The organism is Streptomyces sp. NPDC029674 (assembly GCF_044903205.1).
Classification (GTDB): Bacteria; Actinomycetota; Actinomycetes; order Streptomycetales; family Streptomycetaceae; genus Streptomyces.
The window spans coordinates 17668-35427 of sequence record NZ_JBJDPY010000015.1 but is presented as its reverse complement, the minus strand read 5'-3'; the positions used below and the strand labels follow the sequence as shown (position 1 = coordinate 35427).

The 17760-nt window shown below is 71.9% G+C and carries 19 protein-coding genes; 11 read left to right on the top strand and 8 right to left on the bottom strand.

Going from position 1 to position 17760, the window contains the following annotated elements:
* Nucleotides 1-63 precede the first annotated feature (63 nt).
* From ACI2L3_RS30645 to ACI2L3_RS30630, 4 genes are all read right to left on the bottom strand, one after another.
* Nucleotides 64-1965: an ABC transporter ATP-binding protein gene (locus ACI2L3_RS30645; protein WP_404755637.1), complete on the bottom strand. Its 1902-nt coding sequence runs from the start codon at nt 1963-1965 to the stop codon at nt 64-66.
* A gap of 81 nt (nt 1966-2046) precedes the next feature.
* Entirely contained in the window at nt 2047-2904 is an 858-nt protein-coding gene (locus tag ACI2L3_RS30640; RefSeq protein WP_404755636.1) for a GNAT family N-acetyltransferase, read from the bottom strand.
* A 72-nt stretch (nt 2905-2976) separates the two neighbouring features.
* A complete protein-coding gene (locus ACI2L3_RS30635) occupies nt 2977-4365 on the bottom strand; it encodes a CynX/NimT family MFS transporter (protein ID WP_404755635.1) in 1389 nt (462 codons plus the stop codon).
* The gene (locus ACI2L3_RS30630) at nt 4358-5110 is read right to left on the bottom strand and encodes a FadR/GntR family transcriptional regulator (RefSeq protein WP_404755634.1); all 753 of its coding nucleotides are present in this window, start codon (nt 5108-5110) and stop codon (nt 4358-4360) included. The genes ACI2L3_RS30635 and ACI2L3_RS30630 overlap by 8 nt, the downstream gene beginning before the upstream one ends.
* Nucleotides 5111-5353: 243 nt before the next feature.
* Between ACI2L3_RS30630 and ACI2L3_RS30625 the strand changes: the two genes are divergently transcribed.
* The gene (locus tag ACI2L3_RS30625; RefSeq protein WP_404755633.1) at nt 5354-6244 is read left to right on the top strand and encodes a glycoside hydrolase family 19 protein; all 891 of its coding nucleotides are present in this window, start codon (nt 5354-5356) and stop codon (nt 6242-6244) included.
* Between the two features lie 63 nt (nt 6245-6307).
* On the opposite strand, the gene ACI2L3_RS30620 is transcribed toward ACI2L3_RS30625, so the two are convergent.
* A complete protein-coding gene (locus ACI2L3_RS30620; protein ID WP_404755632.1) occupies nt 6308-6859 on the bottom strand; it encodes a TetR/AcrR family transcriptional regulator in 552 nt (183 codons plus the stop codon).
* 105 nt (nt 6860-6964) lie between these two features.
* On the opposite strand from ACI2L3_RS30620, the gene ACI2L3_RS30615 reads away from it, so the two are divergent.
* The 3 genes from ACI2L3_RS30615 (at nt 6965) to ACI2L3_RS30605 (ending at nt 9624) form a co-directional block, all read left to right on the top strand.
* Nucleotides 6965-7450, top strand: a complete 486-nt coding sequence (locus ACI2L3_RS30615; protein ID WP_404755631.1) for a DUF1348 family protein — start codon at nt 6965-6967, stop codon at nt 7448-7450.
* A gap of 126 nt (nt 7451-7576) precedes the next feature.
* Nucleotides 7577-7993: a CBS domain-containing protein gene (locus tag ACI2L3_RS30610; RefSeq protein ID WP_404755630.1), complete on the top strand. Its 417-nt coding sequence runs from the start codon at nt 7577-7579 to the stop codon at nt 7991-7993.
* A gap of 233 nt (nt 7994-8226) precedes the next feature.
* Entirely contained in the window at nt 8227-9624 is a 1398-nt protein-coding gene (locus tag ACI2L3_RS30605) for an NADP-dependent succinic semialdehyde dehydrogenase (protein ID WP_404755629.1), read from the top strand.
* Between the two features lie 46 nt (nt 9625-9670).
* Here the strand turns inward: ACI2L3_RS30605 and ACI2L3_RS30600 are convergent, their stop codons facing one another.
* A complete protein-coding gene (locus ACI2L3_RS30600) occupies nt 9671-9898 on the bottom strand; it encodes a DUF5133 domain-containing protein (protein ID WP_404755628.1) in 228 nt (75 codons plus the stop codon).
* A 124-nt stretch (nt 9899-10022) separates the two neighbouring features.
* Here ACI2L3_RS30600 and ACI2L3_RS30595 point away from each other — a divergent pair, with 124 nt between their 5' ends.
* The 6 genes from ACI2L3_RS30595 (at nt 10023) to ACI2L3_RS30570 (ending at nt 13659) form a co-directional block, all read left to right on the top strand.
* Complete coding sequence (locus ACI2L3_RS30595; RefSeq protein ID WP_404755627.1) at nt 10023-10523, top strand: DUF6328 family protein; 501 nt, start codon at nt 10023-10025, stop codon at nt 10521-10523.
* Between the two features lie 223 nt (nt 10524-10746).
* Complete coding sequence (locus tag ACI2L3_RS30590) at nt 10747-11469, top strand: HemK2/MTQ2 family protein methyltransferase (RefSeq protein WP_404755626.1); 723 nt, start codon at nt 10747-10749, stop codon at nt 11467-11469.
* Nucleotides 11453-11716 carry a CDGSH iron-sulfur domain-containing protein gene (locus ACI2L3_RS30585; protein ID WP_404755625.1) on the top strand — a complete coding sequence of 88 codons (264 nt, stop codon included), beginning with the start codon at nt 11453-11455 and terminating at the stop codon, nt 11714-11716. The genes ACI2L3_RS30590 and ACI2L3_RS30585 overlap by 17 nt, the downstream gene beginning before the upstream one ends.
* Nucleotides 11713-12756 (top strand): iron-containing redox enzyme family protein, encoded by a 1044-nt coding sequence (locus ACI2L3_RS30580; RefSeq protein ID WP_404755624.1) that lies wholly within the window; start codon nt 11713-11715, stop codon nt 12754-12756. Before ACI2L3_RS30585 ends, ACI2L3_RS30580 begins: the two co-directional genes overlap by 4 nt.
* 20 nt (nt 12757-12776) lie before the next feature.
* A complete protein-coding gene (locus ACI2L3_RS30575; RefSeq protein WP_404755623.1) occupies nt 12777-13343 on the top strand; it encodes a nitroreductase family protein in 567 nt (188 codons plus the stop codon).
* Entirely contained in the window at nt 13303-13659 is a 357-nt protein-coding gene (locus ACI2L3_RS30570; RefSeq protein ID WP_404755622.1) for a DUF6092 family protein, read from the top strand. Before ACI2L3_RS30575 ends, ACI2L3_RS30570 begins: the two co-directional genes overlap by 41 nt.
* Here ACI2L3_RS30570 and ACI2L3_RS30565 read toward each other — a convergent pair.
* Nucleotides 13608-14726, bottom strand: a complete 1119-nt coding sequence (locus tag ACI2L3_RS30565) for an agmatinase family protein (protein ID WP_404755621.1) — start codon at nt 14724-14726, stop codon at nt 13608-13610. The two genes, ACI2L3_RS30570 and ACI2L3_RS30565, sit on opposite strands and share 52 nt — an antisense overlap.
* Before the next feature lie 246 nt (nt 14727-14972).
* Here ACI2L3_RS30565 and ACI2L3_RS30560 point away from each other — a divergent pair, with 246 nt between their 5' ends.
* Nucleotides 14973-16388: an NAD(P)/FAD-dependent oxidoreductase gene (locus ACI2L3_RS30560; protein WP_404755620.1), complete on the top strand. Its 1416-nt coding sequence runs from the start codon at nt 14973-14975 to the stop codon at nt 16386-16388.
* On the opposite strand, the gene ACI2L3_RS30555 is transcribed toward ACI2L3_RS30560, so the two are convergent.
* A complete protein-coding gene (locus ACI2L3_RS30555; RefSeq protein ID WP_404755619.1) occupies nt 16381-17691 on the bottom strand; it encodes a hypothetical protein in 1311 nt (436 codons plus the stop codon). The two genes, ACI2L3_RS30560 and ACI2L3_RS30555, sit on opposite strands and share 8 nt — an antisense overlap.
* Nucleotides 17692-17760: the final 69 nt, after the last annotated feature.

The following is a 17760-nucleotide window of genomic DNA, read 5'->3' as shown; positions in this document are numbered from 1 at the left end:
CGTGCGGATGGTGGGGAACCAATGAACTCCTGGTGGACGAATGGACACGGGCCTTCGCACCTCTCAGGCCGCTGTCACGACCTCTGCCGGGTCCGCCGGCTCCGTGCCCTTGGCGAACTGGGTCCGGTACAGCTCCGCGTACCGGCCCTCGACCGCCAGGAGTTCGTCGTGCGTGCCGCGTTCGACGATCTGTCCCGCCTCGACGACCAGGATCTGGTCGGCGGACCGCACCGTGGACAGCCGGTGCGCGATCACCACGGCGGTACGGCCTTCGAGCGCCTCGGCCAGCGCTTCCTGCACGGCGGCCTCGGAGGTGTTGTCGAGGTGGGCCGTCGCCTCGTCGAGGATGACGACGCGCTGCCCGGCGAGGAGCAGCCGCGCGATGGTCATCCGCTGCCGTTCGCCGCCGGAGAGGCGGTAGCCGCGCTCGCCGACCACGGTGTCCAGGCCGTCGGGCAGTGAGCGCACGAGGTCTTCGAGCCGGGCCCGTCGCAGCACGTCCCACAGGTCGTCCTCGCTCGCGCCGGGCCGGGCGAGGAGCAGGTTGTCGCGGACGGACTCGTGGAAGAGGTGGCCGTCCTGCGTCACCATGCCGAGGGTGGCCCGCATCGAGTCGGCGGACAGGTCCCGCACGTCGACGCCGCCGATCCGGACGGTGCCCTCGTCGGTGTCGTAGAGGCGGGGCAGCAGTTGCGCGATGGTCGACTTGCCCGCTCCGGAGGAGCCGACGAGGGCGATGGTCTGGCCGGGCTCGGCGCGGAAGGAGAGGCCGTGCAGGACGTCCTCGCCGCCTCGGGTGTCGAGCGAGGCGACCTCTTCGAGGGAGGCGAGGGAGACCTTGTCGGCGGACGGGTAGCCGAACCGCACGTTGTCGAACTCGATGGCGACGGGCCCGTCGGGCACCGGTACCGGCTTCTCCTTCTCCTCGATGAGCGGCTTCAGGTCGAGCACCTCGAAGACCCGCTCGAAGCTGACGAGCGCGCTCATCACCTCGACCCGCGCGCCGGCCAGCGAGGTCAGCGGCGCGTAGAGGCGGGTGAGCAGCAGGGCCAGCGCGACGACGTCGCCCGCGGCGAGGGTCCCTTCCAGCGCGAAGTACCCGCCGAGGCCGTAGACGAGCGCCAGCGCGAGGGCCGACACCAGCGTGAGCGCGGTGATGAACGCAGACTGCGCCATCGCGGTCCGTACGCCGATGTCCCGCACCCGGCGGGCCCGCGCGGCGAACTCCGCGGACTCGTCGGCGGGCCGGCCGAAGAGCTTGATGAGGGTGGCGCCGGGCGCCGAGAAGCGCTCGGTCATCCGGGTGCCCATGGCGGCGTTGTGGTGCGCCGCCTCGCGCTGCAGCCTGGCCATCCGCGAGCCCATGCGGCGCGCCGGCACGACGAAGACGGGCAGCAGCACCAGCGCGAGCAGGGTGATCTGCCAGGAGAGTGTCAGCATGACGACGAGGGTCAGGAGCAGCGTGACGACGTTCCCGACGACGCCGGACAGGGTGTTGCTGAACGCCCGCTGCGCGCCGACCACGTCGTTGTTGAGGCGGCTGACCAGCGCGCCCGTGCGGGTGCGGGTGAAGAAGGCGACGGGCATCCGCTGGACGTGGTCGAAGACGGCGGTCCGCAGATCGAGGATCAGCCCTTCGCCCAGGTTCGCCGACAGCCAGCGGCTCAGCAGCCCGAGGCCGGCCTCGGCGAGTGCGATCACGGCGATGAGCACGGCGTACCGCGCGACGGTCGAAGAGTCGGAGCCCTTCACGATGGCCGTGACAACATGGCCCGCCAGTACGGGAGTTGCCACGGCGAGCAGTGCGGTGACGACGCTCAGCAGTACGAACTGCCAGATGCGTCGGCGGTGGGGCCGCGCGAAGGCGCCGATGCGGCGCAGCGTGGCTCGGGCGAAGGGGCGTCGGTCCTGCTGCGCATTCATGACGCTGTACATCTGCGTCCACGCGGTCGTTTCCATGCTCATGCTGGAAGGTTATGACCTCAACTAAACTTGAGGTCAAGCCTCGGACATCTTCCGGGGGATTTCCGGGGACTCCCGTAGGGGCTAGCCGAGTTCGAGCGAGGTCACGCCGAAGACGCGCCGCTCCGCGTACTCCCTGATCGGTCCCGTGTACATACGGGCGGTGTCGAAGGTGGGCTTCATGCCGCGCGCCTCGGCGAGCGCCACCGCCTCGGGGTTGGTCTCGGGCACGTCCATCGCGACGGGCGCCCCGTCCGCCTCCGCGGCCAGCGCGTCCAGGAGCGCCTCGGCGTCGGCGCGGGTGTCGGCGAACAGCGGTCCGACGCGCAGGGCGTCGCGGCCGGGGCGGAGCACCCCGTACCCGGTCAGCCTGCCGTCGACGATGCGGGCGAGGGCCCGGTGGCCCGGGGCGGTGAGCCAGGACTCCAGGAAGCGCGGCCGGTCGGCGGGCAGGCATCCGCTGTCGTACGCGACGAGGGCGCGCAGGCCCGCGGCCTCGACGGGGCGCACGTGCCGGTCGGGTGCGCCGGGCGCGGGCAGCGGGCCGAGGTAGCGCAGCGTGCCGTGGCTCCACTCGAAGCCGGAGCGGCGGTAGTTGTCCTGCTGGGCCGGGACGCCGTCCAGGCCGACGGCCCTGCCCTCGGCGTGCGCGAGCCCCGCCCGCCAGGTGGCGAGGCCGAAGCCGCGGCCGCGCTGGTCGGGACGGACAAGGTAGAAGCCGAGGAAGGCGTAGTCGGTCCCGTAGTTGACCACGGAGACCGCGGAGACCGGTTCGCCGTCGAGGCGCCCCAGGAAGAACCCGTCGGGGTCCTGTGCGAAGAACGAGGGGGCGTCGCCGAGGCCGGGGTTCCAGCCCTCGTCCGCCGCCCAGCCCGTCACCACTCGCCAGTCGTCGAGCGTCGCCCGTGAGACCGCGAGCCGCCCGGGGGCCGAATCCGTCATCGCCGCACCCTTCTCGATCCGTCACGGTGGGCCGTGGAGGACCGCACCGGATGCATCCTGCCCGACTCGGCGTCAGCCGATGCCCGCCACGTGCCGGTCGCGTGCGGCGCCGAGCCCGGCCACGACCTGGGGTACGAGGAGCACGAGCAGGAGGACGAGCGGTACGGTCCAGCTGTGCGAGACGTCGTGGACGGCGCCCAGGAGGGTCGGCCCGGTGGCGGCGAGGACGTACCCGAAACACTGCGACATGCTGGAGAGTTGGGCCGCGTGCCGGGCGTCGGGCGCCCGCTGCACGATGAAGAGCAGCGCCAGGCTGATGGCCGCGCCCTGGCCGAGGCCGAGCAGCGTCATCCAGAGATAGGCGCCGCCGACCGGTGCGACGAGCAGTCCGGCGAAGCCGAGCGCGCACAGGACGGCGCCGAGCGCGGCGAGGGTGCCCGAGCGCAGCCTGCGGCCCACGATCACCGGGGCCAGGAAGGAGCCCGCGATGCCGAGCAGCGAGGAGAAGGAGAGCATCCAGCCCGCGTCGCCCGCGGCCATCCCCGCGTCCTGGAACACGGTGGGCAGCCAGGCGGCGGCCGCGTAGTAGTTGAGGGACTGCAGGCCCATGTACGCGGTGACCTGCCAGGCCAGCGGGGAGCGCCACAGGCCCCGTACGGGGTGCGCCGCCTGCCGTGCCGCCGCCGCGCCCACCCGCGTACGAGACCGGGTCTGCGGCAGCCACACGAGCAGCGCGACGACCGCGAGCGCGCCCCAACAGGCCAGCGTCGTCCGCCAGTTCATGCCACTCGCCTGCTGCACGGGCAGGGTCACACCGGCCGCGAGCGCCGCGCCGCCGAACAGCGACATCGAGTACAGGCCAGTCATCAGCCCCGCCTTCGCGGGGAAGTCACGCTTGATGAGCCCCGGCAGCAGGACATTGGCGACGGCGATGCCGGCGCCTATGACGACGGTGCCCGCGAAGAGCGCGACGACGGAGTCCACCATGCGCAGGGCCGTGCCCGCGCAGATCAGCACCATGGTGCCGAACAGCGCCCGCTCCATCCCGAGCCGCCGCCCCAGCCGCGGCGCGACGGGCGCGAGCAGCCCGAAGCAGAGCAGCGGAAGCGCGGTGAGCAGGCTGGTGGCGGCGGCCGACATCCCGCTGTCACCGCGAATGGTGTCGACGAGCGGCGACACGGCGACGAGAGCGGGCCGCAGATTGAGAGCGAGAAGCACGACGCCGAGGGCGAGGTAGAGGGGGCCTCGCCCGGTCGCCGGGGAGGGGGCGGGGGCCGGCGGGCCGGCGGAGCCGGGGGCGCCCTCCGCACCAGGCGCGACCGCCGTCGCCGTACCGGCCGGCACGGCTCCGGCGGGCGCCGGCGTGTTGTCGGCGGGTACCGGTGCCGCTCCGGAGGATGCCGATGCCACACCGGCACCCGCCGACGCGGCTCCGGCAGGTGCCGTTGCTGCCTCACTCATGTGCTGCTCCTGATTCGTTCTTGCCCGCGTCGGGGGCGCTGTCGGCGTCGGCGGGCGGGTGTTCGCGCAGGGCGGCCATCCCCTCGTTGAGGTGGGCGAGCACCGCCGCCTCGGCGGCTTCCGGGTCCCGCGCCTCGATCGCGTCGACGATCGCCTCGTGGCCTTCGAGCTGGTGGCGCACCGAGTCCGGGACGGGCGCGCCGATGACGGACTGCACCGTGGAGCGCAGGGCGTCGCTGAGGTGCCCGTACAGCTCGGCGAGGACGCTGTTGTGCGCCGCGTCGGCGACCGTCCGGTGGAAGGCCATGTCCGCGTCGACGAACGCGGCCGTGTTCCCGCTCCTCCAGGCCAGATCGCGCTCGGCGAGAGCGGCCCGCAGCGTCGCGAGGTCCTCCTCCGTGCGGCGCTCCGCGGCGTACCGGGCGGCGTCCCGCTCCAGGCTGGCGCGGACCTCGTACGCCTCCAGGACGCCCGCCCTGCGCAGCCTGCGCTGCACGGCGGCACCGAAGTCACTGCTCGCCCGCACGTACGTGCCGTCGCCCTGCCGGGGCTCGAGCATCCCCGTGTGCACGAGGGCGCGGACCGCCTCCCGGACGGTGTTGCGGCCCACGGCGAGCTGCTCCACGAGCAGCGGCTCGGCCGGGATCTTCTCGCCGACCTTCCACTCGCCGTCGGTGATGAGGCTCTCCATCTGGGCGATGACGAGGTCGACGAGGCTGGTCCGGGCGGCGCTGCGCAACGGCATCGGTCGGCACCTTCTCTTCGGGGACATGGGGAGATGAAGACATGGGGACATCCCATGTTTCCTGCGCTCCGTCGGACATGGGAACATCCCATGTTTCCGCTGTCAAACGAGCGTCCACCGTGAGGCTTTACCTTCCAGATCTGGTCTAGACCTTGACAGGTCCAGACCATTTTCGCTTGAGTTCGCGCAACCCCCTGGAGGCGCGGCCCCCCGCAAACCGCGCCGCCCATAAGGAGAGTTGGCATGATCCGACGCATCACCAGCTTCGCGGCCGCGCTCGCCGCGCTCGGCGCGATGATCGTCCTGGGCCCGGCCGCCACCTCGGCGTCCGCCGCCGAGTGCGCCGCACCATGGAACTCCTCGTCCGTCTACACGGGCGGCAAGTCGGCCTCGTACAACGGACACAACTGGACCGCCAAGTGGTGGACCCAGAACGAGACACCCGGCCGCGCCGACGTCTGGTCCGACCAGGGCACCTGCGGCGGCGGAACGGACCCGGGCAACCCCGACCCGTCCGGGTTCGTCGTCAGCGAGTCCCAGTTCAACCAGATGTTCCCGAGCCGGAACTCGTTCTACACGTACAAGGGCCTGACCGACGCCCTCAAGTCCTACCCGGCCTTCGCCAAGACCGGCAGCGACACCGTCAAGCGCCAGGAGGCGGCGGCGTTCCTCGCCAACGTCAGCCACGAGACGGGCGGCCTGAAGTACGTGGTCGAGCAGAACCAGAACAACTACCCGCACTACTGCGACAAGACCCAGCCCTACGGCTGCCCGGCGGGACAGGCCGCCTACTACGGCCGCGGCCCGATCCAGCTGAGCTGGAACTTCAACTACAAGGCGGCGGGTGACGCGCTCGGCATCGACCTGCTCAACAACCCCTACCTGGTCGAGCAGAACCCGGCCATCGCCTGGCAGACGGGCCTCTGGTACTGGAACACCCAGAGCGGCCCCGGCAAGATGACCCCGCACAACGCGATGGTCAACGGCGCGGGCTTCGGCGAGACGATCCGCGCCATCAACGGCACCCTGGAGTGCAACGGCGGCAACCCCGCCCAGGTCCAGAGCCGCATCGACCGCTACAAGGCCTTCACCCAGATCCTCGGCACCACCCCGGGCTCCAACCTGAGCTGCTGAACCCCTCGATCGCCGACACGGTCCGGGCGGCCCCCTTCCACGGGAGCCGCCCGGACTTTCACGTCAGCGCGCGGCGAGCAACCGGGCGGCGCCGTCCCGGGCTTGACGTGCCGGTTCGGGCGAGCCGGAGATCGCGGCGGCCGTCATGGCGCCCTCCGCGAGCAGGACCAGGGGGCCGACGGCCGACTCCGGCACCCCGGCGTCCGCCACCAGGCCGGCCACGTAATCCTCGAAGGCTTCCTTGTGCGCGCGGACCGTGTCGGCCACCACGGGGTCGACGGCCCCGAGCTCCCCGTACGCGTTGATGAAGGCGCAGCCACGGAAGTCCGGCTCGGTGAACCACTCGTACAGCCAGTCGTAGACGGCGAGGACTCGGTCCGCGCCCTCGGGGCGGTCTTCCACAGAGGCGGCGAGGCGGGTCCGCCAGCTGCGGTCGCGGCGGTCCAGGCAGGCCCGGACCAGCTCCGACTTCGAGGGGAAGACCTGGTAGAGCCGCTTGAGCGAGACGCCCGACGCGGTGCGGACCTCGTCCATGCCGACCGCCTGGATGCCGCGCTCGTAGAACAGCCGCTGGGCGACGTCGAGAAGTCTTGCTTCCGCTTCCGCGTTGTCCATGGAGGTCCCCCGGCCGGTCGAGAACGAGCGTTCTCCCACCGTACTACGCGCCGTGGCTATTCCGCACCGTTGCGCGAGAACGACCGTTCTCCTACCGTGATGAACATGACTACGGCCACCACCGCCCCCACCCGTCCCCCGGTCCCGCCCTTCACCCGGGACACCGCCACCGAGAAGGTGCGCCTCGCCGAGGACGGCTGGAACAGCCGCGACCCCGAGAAGGTGGCCCTCGCCTACAGCGAGCACTCCCGCTGGCGCAACCGAGCGGAGTTCGCCACGGGGCGCGAGGCCATCGTCGCCCTCCTCTCCCGCAAGTGGACCCGCGAGCTCGACTACCGGCTCATCAAGGAGCTGTGGGCGTACGACGACCGCCGCATCGCCGTGCGCTTCGCCTACGAGTGGCACGACGACTCCGGCCACTGGTACCGCTCGTACGGCAACGAGAACTGGGAGTTCGACGACAGCGGCCTGATGCACACCCGGCACGCCTGCATCAACGACCTGCCCATCCGGGAAGCGGACCGGCTGTACCACTGGCCGCTCGGCCGCCGCCCCGACGACCACCCCGGCCTCACCGACCTCGGTCTCTGAACCGCCGAAAGCACCCGCGCGGCCCGGGTGTTACCCCCTCGCACACGGGGCACCCGGTCGGCGACAACGGCCCGGTCCACAGGGACGACGAGGCCGAACAGTTCGCCGACCGGCAAGGAGATCCAGATGACCACCGCACGCGAGATCATGACGCCGGGCGCCGAGTGCGCCGGAGCCGAGGAGACCGTGCTCCAGGCCGCCGTCAAGATCACCGAGCTGGGCGTCGGGGCGCTGCCCATCTGCGGGACGGACAACCGCCTCAAGGGCGTCATCACCGACCGCGACATCGTGGTCAAGGTGCTGGGCAAGGGCAAGGACCCCTCGAAGGTCCTCGTGGGTGAGCTCGCGCAGGCCGAGGCCGTGACCATCGGCGCGGACGACAGCGTCGACGAGGTCTTCGCGACCATGACCGCGCACAAGGTGCGGCGGCTCCCCGTGATCGACGGGCACTCCCTGGTGGGCATGGTGGCGCTCGCCGACGCCGCCCGCGGTCTGACCGACCCCAAGGCGGGCCAGCTCCTGGAGGCCCTCTCCACGGACTGACCGCCCCCGCACCGCCCATCGAGTGACCATCCGTCCGGGCCGCTCATACGCCACCCGGGCCGCCGGCCGGGGGGGGGGGGGGGGGGGGGGGGGCGCCCCCCCCCCCCCCCCCCCCCCCCCCCCCCCCCGGCGCGCCCGCCTCCGGCATGCCCCCGCCCGTGGGTCGTCCTACGGTGGGGTTCCGGGGACACGTGGCTCGGAGCCGGGCCCCGGGCACCCCGAGGAGGAACCGCATGCCCATCGCCACGGTCGACCCGGCCACCGGTGAGACCCTCGAAACCTTCGAGCCGCTGTCCGCCGACGAGATTGAGCAACGCCTCGCGACGGCGGAATCCGCGTACGCCCAGCACCGCACCCGCAGCTTCGCCGAGCGCGCCCGGCTACTGAACCGCGCCGCCGACCTGCTGGAGGAGGACACCGCGGACATCGCCCGCACCATGACGGCCGAGATGGGCAAGCCGGTGAAGGCCGCCAGGGCGGAGGCCGCGAAGTGCGTCAAGGCCATGCGCTGGTACGCGGAGCGCGCCGAGGGGCTGCTCGCCGACGAGCATCCTCCGCAGGACGACGTGTCCGATTCGGGTGCCTCCAGGGCGGTCGTCCACTACCGGCCGCTCGGCGTCGTGCTGGCCGTGATGCCGTGGAACTTCCCGCTCTGGCAGGTCGTCCGCTTCGCCGCCCCCGCCCTCATGGCGGGCAACGTCGCGCTGCTCAAGCACGCCTCGAACGTGCCGAGGACCGCCCTCTACCTCCAGGACCTCTTCCGCCGCGCCGGCTACCCCGAAGGCTGCTTCCAGACGCTGCTCATCGGCTCGGGCGAGGTCGAGGACATCCTGCGCGACCGGCGGGTGGCCGCGGCGACGCTCACCGGCAGCGAGCCCGCGGGACGCTCGGTGGCGTCCGTCGCGGGCGACGAGATCAAGAAGACGGTGCTGGAACTGGGCGGCAGCGACCCGTATCTGGTGCTGCCGAGCGCCGACGTCGAGCGGGCCGCCGCGACCGCGGTGACCGCCCGGGTCCAGAACAACGGCCAGTCCTGCATCGCCGCCAAACGCTTCATCGTGCACGCCGACGTCTACGACGCCTTCCGCGACCGGTTCGTCGCCGGTATGCGGGAGCTGACCGTCGGCGACCCGATGGACGAGGACACCGACGTGGGCCCGCTCGCGAGCGAGCGGGGCCGCGCGGACCTGGAGGAGCTCGTCGAGGACGCGCTGGCCCGGGGCGCCACCGCGCTCTGCGGCGGTCAGCGCCCCAAGGAGCAGGAGCGCGGCTGGTTCTACTCCCCGACCGTCCTGGCGGACGTCACTCCGGAGATGCGGATCCACCGCGAGGAGACGTTCGGGCCTGTGGCCACGCTCTACCGCGTGGCGGACCTGGACGAGGCCGTGGAGCTGGCCAACGACACGCCGTTCGGCCTGAGTTCGAACGTGTGGACCCGCGACGACGCCGACATCGCGCGGTGCGTACGCGATCTGCAGGCGGGCGGCGTGTTCTTCAACGGCATGACCGCGTCCCATCCCGGCCTGCCGTTCGGCGGCGTCAAACGCTCCGGCTACGGCCGTGAGCTGTCGGGCCACGGCATCCGCGAGTTCTGCAACGCCACGACCGTCTGGTACGGCGCCGCGGAGTGAACCACGGAGTCCCGGGGTGCCCGCGGGCGCCCCGGGACGGTGACCGTCACGCCGACAGCAGCGAGTCGTCCATGGTCCTGGCGCCGGGCAGCCGGAGTCCCGCCGCGACGACCGCGGCATCGACGTCGCTGGTGCCGGTGGCCAGGCACAGGCTGTACGCGACGTCCTCGTACGCCTGCCGGCTCTCGGCACTTCCCTGGTCGGCACGGAGCACGGCCAGGGCCTTGTAGCGCTCCAGCAGGTCTTCCAGTACGGCGGGGTGCGCCAGCAGCACGGGGTGCCTCCCTCGGGTCGGGTACAACGGTTGCTCAACGTCCCGCCTGCCCCCGCGCACCGACTCGAATCACGATGGTCGCTTCCGTTTGTCGATCCGCCGGTTCGTGGTCAGACTCGACGGTGTGGACGCGTCGAACAGCAAGCCCCGGAACGACGACGACCGCCGTGAGACCGCGAGCGAGCGCGCCGACCGCCGCTGGACCGAGCTCATCCAGGAAGTCCGGGTGGCGCAGACCGGCGTGCAGATCCTCTTCGGCTTCCTGCTGACGGTCGTCTTCACGCCGCGGTTCGCGGAGCTGGGCGACACCGACCGGAAGATCTACATCGTGACGGTGATCCTCGGCTCGGTGACGACGGGCGCCCTCATCGGGCCGGTCTCGTTCCACCGGATCGTCTCGGGCCGGAAGATCAAACCGCAGGCGGTGGTGTGGGCGTCCCGGCTGACCTTCGTGGGCCTGATCCTCCTCCTCTGCACACTGACGACGGCGCTCCTCCTCGTCCTGCGGGTCGCCACGCACGACTCCGTGGTGCCCTGGCTGGTGACCGGTGTCGTCGCCTGGTACCTGCTGTGCTGGTTCGTGCTGCCCGCGTGGGTGCGGCACCGGTACACGACGGCTGGCTGACCCGCGTTCGGCCCTTCCCGCCGCGGAACAGCCATGGGCCAGGTGTGGATCACTGCGCCCGGGGCACCCAGTGTCAGAACCGAAGCAGGCAGCAAATCCACACTGTTCGCAACAAGTCACCACCAATCACCATGCGTCACTTTTCGGGTGGTGGCCGGTGCTGAAGGGGCGGAGTGTGGGAGGAGGAGCCTCTAGTGCCGTTCCCAGAGACGGGAGATGCCACATGACCACACACACGCGGTCACCCATGCCGTCCTCGGCCCGTCCGGTACGCCCGGCCCGTCCGGCACGGCCGGGGCGCCTGGTCGCTCTCCCCGGCGTCTACGCGCCGCAGTACGACACCGAGATGCTGGCCCGCGCCCTGTACCGCGAGCGTATCGACGACGGCGCTTCCGTACTGGACCTGGGAACCGGCTCCGGGGCCCTCGCGGTGACGGCGGCCCGGCAGGGTGCGCGTGTCACGGCCCTCGACATCTCCCGGCGGGCGGTCCTGTCCACCTGGCTCAACGCGCGGCTCGCCGGGCAGTCGGTCACCGTGCGCCGCGGCGACATGACCGCCGGGGTGCCGGCAGGACCGTACGACCTGGTGGTCAGCAACCCGCCCTACGTGCCCTCTCCTTCACCGCTGCTCCCCCGGCGCGGCCCGGCGCGGGCGTGGGACGGCGGGCCGGCCGGCCGCGCCGTCGTGGACCGCGTCTGTGACGCCGCTCCCGGCGCCCTGCGGGCCGGTGGCGTCCTGCTGATGGTGCACTCGGCACTGTGCGACGTGGACGCCTCGCTCGAACGGCTCGCGGGCCGGGGCATGGAACCCGCCGTCGTCGACCGGGAGTTCGTCCCTTTCGGGCCCGTGCTGCGCTCCCGCGAGTCGTGGCTGCGCCGCCGCAACCTCCTGCGCGACGACGAGACCTGCGAGGAGCTGGTGGTGATCCGTGCCGAACGCCGCTGACCGCCCGCGCCGCGTCACCGTCGACCGCGACGGGCCGCTCCTGGTGGAGGGCCCGGTCGAGGTGGTCGGCGACGACGGCACCGTTTCCGTCTCGCGGCGCTTCCAGGTCGCGATCTGCACCTGCCGCCGCAGCCGTACGTACCCGTGGTGCGACACGAGCCACCGCCGACGGGTGAAGCAGCACGAGGAGAATCCGGTGGAACAGCACGAGGAGAAGGTGAAGCACCGGGAGGAGAACGCGTCATGACCGCCCCCGCCGAACCGCGCCCCACCGTCCCGCCCCAATCCGAATCACGTCATCGCAGCCCCCGGCTGCCGTCCCCGCGCGGCGATCTGTCCCACGGCGTGCTCGCCGCGCTGCGCGACGGCGGCCCGGTCCCCGCACCGCGCGACGCCGAGCAGGCGGCCCCGTACGGCGACGATCTCCAGCTCGCGCTCTACGTCCTCTACGAACTCCACTACCAAGGGTTCGCGGAGGTCGCCGACGAGTGGGAGTGGGACCCGGCCCTGCTGGCCCTGCGACGCGCGCTGGAGCGGCGCTTCCTGAACGCCCTGCGCGCCGACGTGCCCCCGTGCGAGGACGCGGAAGAGGCCCTGTCGGCGCTCCTGGTGGAACCGGTCGGGCACGACGGGTCCAGCGTCAGCCACCACCTCCAGCGCGACGGCGAGCTCTGGCAGCTCAAGGAGTACGCGGCGCTGCGCTCCCTGTACCACCTGAAGGAAGCCGACCCGCACGCCTGGGTCATCCCCCGGCTGCACGGCCGGGCCAAGGCGGCGATGGTGGCCATCGAGTACGACGAGTTCGGCGCGGGCCGCGCCGACGACATCCACGCCCGCCTCTTCGCCGAACTCATGGCCGACCTCGGTCTGGAGACGTCCTACGGCCACTACGTGAACGCCGCGCCCGCCGAGGTCCTCGCGACCGTCAACCTGATGTCCCTGTTCGGCCTGCACCGCGCCCATCGCGGGGAACTGGTGGGGCATTTCGCCTGGGTCGAGGTGACCTCGTCGCCCGGCTCCCGACGGCTGTCGGCGGCGCTGCGCCGGACCGGCGCGGGACCCGCCGCTCAGCGGTTCTACGACGAGCACGTGGAGGCGGACGCCGTGCACGAACAGGTGGTGCGCCGCGATGTCGTCGGTGGCCTGCTGGCCGCCGAGCCCGGACTCGAAGCCGATGTCGCCTTCGGGGTCCGTGCCACCGGCTTCCTCGAGGACCGGCTCGGCGCGCTGCTCCTGGACTCGTGGCGGCAGGGGCGGAGCGCGCTGCTCGAGTGGCCGCATGACTGACGGCCGTATATATCTGAAATGTGACTGATGGCCGACGTGGTGACGTGCTGTCACCCGAGTCCTTCGTGCAGGTGGTGCGTACGCGCAGCGCCGTGCGCAAGTACACCACTGATCCCATCGAGGACGACGTCCTGGAGGAGCTGCTGGACGCGATGCTGTCGGCCCCTACCGGGAGCAACGCGCAGGCGTGGTCGTTCGTCGTGGTGCGCGACCCGTCCGCCCTGCGGCGCCTGAGGGCGTTCTCTCCCGGGCTGGTGGGAAAGCCTCAGGTCGTGGTGGTCGCGTGCGTGGACGGCAGCCGCCTCGACCAGGCGTCGCACGACGGCGCGCCGGAGCTGTGCGTGACCATGGCCGTCAACACCCTGCTCCTGACGGCCCACGCGTACGGGATCGGCGCCTGCCCCGTCACCAGTTTCCGGTCGGGAGTCCTGCGGGTGCTGCTGGCGCTGCCCGACGAGATCGAGCCCGTGTTCATGGTGCCGTTGGGCTACCCGGCAGGGGAACGTCAGATGTCCGAGCGCCGACCCCGGAGCGAAGTGATCAGCTATGAAGTCTGCGGACAGCACACTCCAGCCGTCGGTCCGTGAGGAGCTCGTGCTGCTCGCCGCGAACCTGCTGAGCAGCGCTCGCGGACTGCTGGACGAGCCGAAGGACTACGGGCCGATGCGCTGCCTGGGTGCTGCCTCCCGGGTGCTGGAACTGCTCGAACAGGAGGAGGCGAGCGAACCGCGGCTGGTCGCCGTGCGCACCCGGATCGACGACGTCCTCACCGGGCCGCAGAACCACGACCACACGGCCGACTTCCTGGACGGACTGTGCGAGCAGGTGGCAGTGGTGGTGACGCAGTTCGCTCAACCGGACCGTCCCTCGGGCGGCGGTCCGGAGACCCGCGGGTCCAAGTAGTCGGGGCCCGGCAGGCCCTTGCGTCGCATGGCGATTCCGGACAGCGCCTCGAAGATGGCGCGGCGGGCGTTCATCGTGGTGGTGCAGCCGGGGTCCAGGTGAGGTGCCACCTCGACGATGTCCATGCCGACGACCGGCACCTCGTGGCAGATGCGGCGGATGGCCGGCAGCAGTTCGCGGTTGGTCAGACCCGGCGGCTCGGGGGTGCCGGTACCGGGCGCGAAGGCCGGGTCGAGCACGTCGATGTCCAAGGACACGAAGAGGTGCTCGGGACCGTCCAGCGCCTCCTCGATGGCCTGCTCCAGGACCGCGTCGAAGCCGCGTCGGTCGATCTCGGCCATGAAGTGCGCGCGCAGTCCGTTGTCGCGCATCCAGTCGAGCAGTTCGTCGTCCGGTGCGATCGCGCTGCGCAGGCCGATCTGGACGAAGTTGCGGCCGGGGATGTGTTCGTCGTCGATCAGCCGGCGGATCGGGGTGCCGTGCGAGGCGAGGTGGCCCGACAGGTGGGGAGCGCAGTCCGGGTGCGCGTCGAAGTGGATGACACCGACCTTGCCCGCCCCGTAGACGTCGGCCATGGCGGCGGCGTCGGGCCACAGGATCGAGTGGTCGCCGCCGAGCACGATCGGGATCGCGCCCGTCTCGGCGATCTCACGGACCAGCGCGCGGATCGGTTCCATGGAGGCGTCGATGCTGAACCAGTCCACCGCCGCGTCGCCGTAGTCGACGACCGTCAGCTCCTCGAAGGGCTTCACCCGCGTGCTGGGGTTGATGAGCAGCTGCGGGGTGTGCGGAAGGCACCGCTCGTCCGCCCGGATGGCGCGCGGACCGAAGGCGGCGCCCCGGTGCCCGGTGGACATGTCCACCGGCGCTCCCAGCACCGCCACGTCGACCTCGCCCGCGCGCAGGTCGTCCTGGTTGAGGCAGAGCGGCAGCCCGAACAGCGTGGCGATACCGGCGTAGGGGGGTGTGAACGCGTACCGCTGGAGGTTGATCGGGCCGGGTTCGCGCCCCGGCCCGGACGTACGGTCGATCCGCTGTCTCCAGGCATCCGCCGGTACGTCTTCCACAGGGGCTCCCTACTTGTCGGTGGTGTCCGGCCGGCTTCCGCGGACGTCACCCAACCCGAGGGAGCGGCGCGGCGGTCGGCACCCCGCCAGTACGGCCCGTGACAGCCCTCGGACGGCGCAACCGGGCGTGCGTGCGCCCTGCCCCGTGCGGATGGTTGATGGCGTGCCACCCGAGCCACCCGAGAGGAGAGCTGATGCTGCGCGGTGACGTGCCCAAGCTGTGCGCCAGGGCCTCGGCGGTGTGCGGTGGCTAGGCCGGAGGGCGCGGACGTCGCGGTCGTGGGCACCGGCGTCATCGGCCTTGCCACGGCCTGGGAGGCGGTCCGCCGCGGGCTCCGTGTGCGTCTGATCGGCCCGCGCTCGGGCGAGCACCGGGGGCAGGCGTCCCGCGCGGCCGGCGCGATGCTCGCCCCGTTCAGTGAGGTGGCGGCCTCCGACAGCCCGCAGCGCGTCGCCCTGGAAGTGGGTGAACGTGTCGCCGCCCGGGACCTGTACGACTCCTGGCTGCCGCCGCTCCGGGAGGCGAGCGGCCGGCCTCTCCCCCTCACACCGGGACTGTGGGTGGTGGCCACCACCGGCGGCCGCGGGGACGCGACGGAGCTGGACGCCATCGAAGACGCGGCCGTCACCCACGGCCACCGGGCGGAGCGCCACGACCCCCGCGAGGTGCCCGGCCTGTCTCCGGCCCGGTCCTGCACCGCTCATGGGGCGCTGTGGCTGCCCGGTGAGGCGACCATCGACTCGGGCGAGCTGATGAGCGCCCTGACCGACGTGCTGCTCGCCCACGCCGACGTGGCGTGGACCGAGGCGGAGGCCACCGCCCTGGCACCCTCGGCAGCCGGTGACCTGTCCATCACCTGCGCCGAGGCGTCCCGGATCACCGCGCCGCGCGTCGTCCTGGCCGTGGGCGTCGGCCTGACCGACCTGCTGGCGGGCAGCCCGGACCTGGCGCTGTCGCTGCCGCCGATGCTGGCCGGCAAGGGAGTCAGCGCGCTGCTGCGCCACGTGCCCATGCCGCTGCCGACGGCGATCCGTACCCCCATGCGGGACTTCGCCTGCGGGATGCACCTGGTGCCCCGCGCCGACGGCATGGTCTACGTGGGGGCCACCAACCGGCTCGCCCCCTCGGGGGCCGTCCCCTACCCGCTGGTCATGGAACTCGCCGACCTGCTGCGGGAGTCGGGCGACGAGCTCAGCACCAAGCTGTACGAAGGGGAGGTCGTCGACACCCGCGTCGGGTACCGCCCCTATACGCTCGACCATCTTCCGCTGGTCGGTCCCACCGCGGACCCGCGGGTCCTCATCGCTTCGGGCACCTACCGCAACGGCATGCTGCTGGCCCCCCGCCTCGCCGAGATGATCGCCGGTCACCTCACCGGTGACACCGTTACCGAGCACCCCTTCGACCCCACCCGCACGATCACACCGAGCGCCCTGCCGGAGACCCTCGAGCGCTGGCTGCCCGACCTGGTGGACCTCTTTCTTCCCCCGCACGGAACACCGACCGCCATGCAGGGCGTGCTGGCCGACCTGCTGCACGAGAGCCTGCGCGGCCTGGCCGCCGACGGGAGCGACCCGCGCGGCGCGGCGGTCCGGCGCACCTGGCAGCAGGCCCCCGTGCCCGAGGCCCTGTGGTCCCTGCTCGTCACGTACCTCAAATGACGCCCGGCGGGTGGGCGTACAGAGCGTCAACCAGGTGGAAGAGGTCCACGGAAGCGCCGTCCTCGTCCACGGCGTACCGGCCGGGGTCGGTCAGGTACAGGGAGGCCGCATGGCCGTCCGGGCGCAGCGTCTGCACTGTCTCCGCGGCGTAGATGCCCAGGGACGGCAGGTCGTCGTCCGGGGCGCCGAGGCGCTCCCGCAACTGCCGTGCCTGGTCGAACAGCAGCGCTTCCCCGAAGCTGTCCACGTTGATGCTCAGGGTGCCCTTGCCGTCATCGGAGAGGCCGGCCGCCCGCAAGAGCTCCACGAGATAGCTGGTGTAACCGAGGCATTGGCGGCCGTGCGGGACGTCGAGCTCGCGCAGTTCCTTCCACATCGGGTCACCACCGGCGATCATCTGCGCGAGCAGGTCGTCGTCGCACGGTATGTCCCCGGTGGTCACCGCCTCCCACAGGCACTCGGCCAGGGGATCGAGGCCGGGCGCGGTGCGCACGGCGGCGTCCGGGCGGCCCGCGGCGTCCAGCGCGCGGCGGATGTGCCGGCGGAACAGGTCGTGCACCCGGGTGTAGCGGCCGTCGACCAGCCGGAAGTAGTGCTGGGCCAGCTCCGCGGCGACCAGGCCGCGCTGGAAGGCGTCGAGGAGATAGAGGTAGTACTGGACCCGGGGCACATCGACGGTGACCGTCAGGGCCAAGGAGGACGGCAGCATGGCGGCGACGTCACCGATCATGCGTGCCTGTCGCACGACGGTCTCGTACTCGTAGAGCGACAGTTCGCCCTCCGTGACGATGGACCGCAGCGGGGCGGCCGACGGAGCGGCGTCGGCGCGCAGCAGCTCCGCGCAGTCGCCGTGCTCGTCGATGAACCGCAGATTGCGGTGGCTGAACAGGCAGACACCGCTGACCAGTTCCGCACGGTCGGCGTCGTCGGCGGTACCGGTGAGTTTCCGCGCCCCCTTGATGTGCAGGCGGTGGCGGCTGCCGCGGAACTCGGCTCCGGCGAAGACCGCCTTGTGGGCCCGGTCCCTGCGGCTCTGCACGATCAGCGCGTCGGTGCCCGTGCCGAACTCGTCGGCGCCGAAGTACGCGCCGAGCGTCCGCACACGCTGGAACGCGCGTCTGACCGCCTTGTCCTGCTCCGGCATGCCTGCGGGCGCCGTCTGCCACATCCCCTGGCTACCGGGGACGGGGCGGGGGCGGGAGTCCGCGGGCGGGTCGTAGCGGTGCAGGACCGCGGGGTCTTCGGGGTGTTCGGGTTGTTTGATGACGAGCAGTTCACCGGCAGAGTCTTCGTGAGCACGCACGCATCCTCCCGGGGCTCCGCGTTCGGCGCCGCACGGCTTCACACCTCGCTCACATACTTGGACAGACAT